2 protein-coding genes are annotated in these 1978 nt (G+C 37.9%); both read left to right on the top strand.

From position 1 onward, the window contains the following. Positions 1-916: 916 nt before the first annotated feature. A complete protein-coding gene (locus CXF74_RS21200) occupies positions 917-1198 on the top strand; it encodes a type II toxin-antitoxin system Phd/YefM family antitoxin (RefSeq protein ID WP_101084612.1) in 282 nt (93 codons plus the stop codon). Beyond that, positions 1179-1529: a plasmid stabilization protein gene (locus CXF74_RS21195; protein ID WP_101084610.1), complete on the top strand. Its 351-nt coding sequence runs from the start codon at positions 1179-1181 to the stop codon at positions 1527-1529. Before CXF74_RS21200 ends, CXF74_RS21195 begins: the two co-directional genes overlap by 20 nt. The last annotated feature ends 449 nt before the right edge of the window (positions 1530-1978 follow it).

The following is a 1978-nucleotide window of genomic DNA, read 5'->3' as shown; positions in this document are numbered from 1 at the left end:
AAAAAAACTTTAAATTAAGGGAATACAACAGGAGTATTGAATCGTGCATTGTATAATAACAGACGCTTTTAATTTGAGTTTTTGAATTAGTATTTAGAAATTAAGAACAAAAAATATAACCATCAAAACGACAAGGCTTGATCCCATTTACGCATTGAATTCTGTAACGCTGACGCTTATTCAAGCAAGGTTTGATCTTACATTACCGTTCTTTCGCCGGAGGCGAGTGACTCTTTTCTGGCGAGCAGAAAAGAGTAACCAGAAAAGAGCTCGCCCGATTATTCCCTGCATTTGATTTCAAGATTGTTTTAAGCGCAGCCATCATTTCAACAAGGCTTACAGACCATCCATGTTATGAAGCGCACTTACGCCTGACTTCCTGTCAGGCGTTGCTAAAGCAAACTTTAAATCAAGGGAATACAACGGGGGTATTGAAGCCTGCATTGTGTAATGCAGAACGCTTTGAATTTCAGTTTTTGAAGTAGTACTTAGAAATTAAGAGCAAAAAATATAACTATTAAAACAGAGAGAGATTAGTCAAAAATGGTAGGTGTCCCATTTTAACTCTTATTAACGACTTAATTTTACAGGTCCCACTATAAAGTTACTCGATACTATATGTAGCCAGTTAGCCCTCTCTGGGGCGTATTCCTGGCTAAGAACCGCAGCAAGGCTATATTAAGTCTAAATTTGAACTTCCAATAATAAGGTGTTAAGGTAGTTGTGTTGAAGATAAACGGGAGAAACATCTTATCTGATACACCAGGCTTACAAAGAGGCAATAACAGTCCCTTTGCAAGCCAACAGAGTGCAGTGTGAGCAACCAAGAAAGACAAAACTCACCCTGCGTCTATATAGCGTGCTTAGTGGGATCACTAACACATAGCGCGCTACAAATAACGGGGAGAAGTGATATATGAACATCGAAACAGTCAGCTATTTAAAGAAAAACGCCGCTAGTCTGCCTTTAAATGAACCGTTGATAATCACACAAAATGGTAAGCCAGCTTACGTTATCGAATCTATTGAAGATAGAGAGAAACGTGATGAGGCAATAGCCCTTTTGAAACTTGTTAGCTTTGCAAGAAACGATAAGCAAGCAGGTCGTGTTATATCATCAAGCTCATTTAAGGAACGGTTGGCAAAAAGAAAACTCAACCTACAAGGGGCAAAAGCCCATGAGCCAAGTCACAATTGAATATACAGAAACATTTAGTAACTCAACAGACTTAGCAATTATGCATTTAATGCGATGGAATGATGAGCTAAGCGTGTTGGATAAGGTAGAAAGCACCGTTGATACATTTGAAAGTGCCGTTAACAACAACCCTTTGATTTACCCAGTATCACCGAATCTCTTTGACGTAGCGGGAATCTCAAGCATTAGAGAAGCGAATATAAATGGATTTAAGCTTTTGTATGAAGCCGAAGAACAGGGCGAAGAAACACTGATTACAGCACTCTTGTTGTTAGGGCAAAAGCAATCGGTTAAAGAGCAACTAACTCAACATTGTTTAATGTACCGATAATTTACATTTACCCGCTTAATTGCGGGTTTCTTTTTTAGTGAACATCCATCACCAACACTACAACCCCATAAAAAATCAAGAACGCCCAATCCTTTTAACTATGTCAATTGAGGACCCCCATAACTTCAATCATATAAAATCAATAGGTTAAGGTATTTCAGTAGACAGCTCTCCCCGATTAACACTCCCTTTTATCCTCGGTTCGTTGAATGAGTAGTAAGGCATTAAGAGCAAAAAAGATAACTATTAAAACAGAGAGTGATTAGTAAAAAAGGATTGTGTGTCTCCTCTCTGCTTTTAAGTTTGTGGTTATAGCGCTTTATATCAATAAATCGATTTCTTACGTCACCGTGTTGCTTTTGTCGGAACTGTAAAAACTGTCACAATAAAGGTTATTAATGGCACTCATTTTTTTTTCTAGAGAAAAACAGAATTTTAGGGGTATTTCG

Origin of the sequence: Psychromonas sp. Urea-02u-13 (genome assembly GCF_002835995.1) — a bacterium.
In the GTDB taxonomy this organism is placed as follows: Bacteria; Pseudomonadota; Gammaproteobacteria; order Enterobacterales; family Psychromonadaceae; genus Psychromonas.
The sequence above is the reverse complement of the archived record's forward strand: the minus strand, read 5'-3'. Positions and strand labels throughout refer to the sequence as shown.

Bases quoted from the DNA above. Each gene is read 5' to 3' on its own strand.
- CXF74_RS21195 (WP_101084610.1), top strand. From the start codon at position 1,179: ATGAGCCAAGTCACAATTGAATATACAGAAACATTTAGTAACTCAACA.
- CXF74_RS21200 (WP_101084612.1), top strand. From the start codon at position 917: ATGAACATCGAAACAGTCAGCTATTTAAAGAAAAACGCCGCTAGTCTG.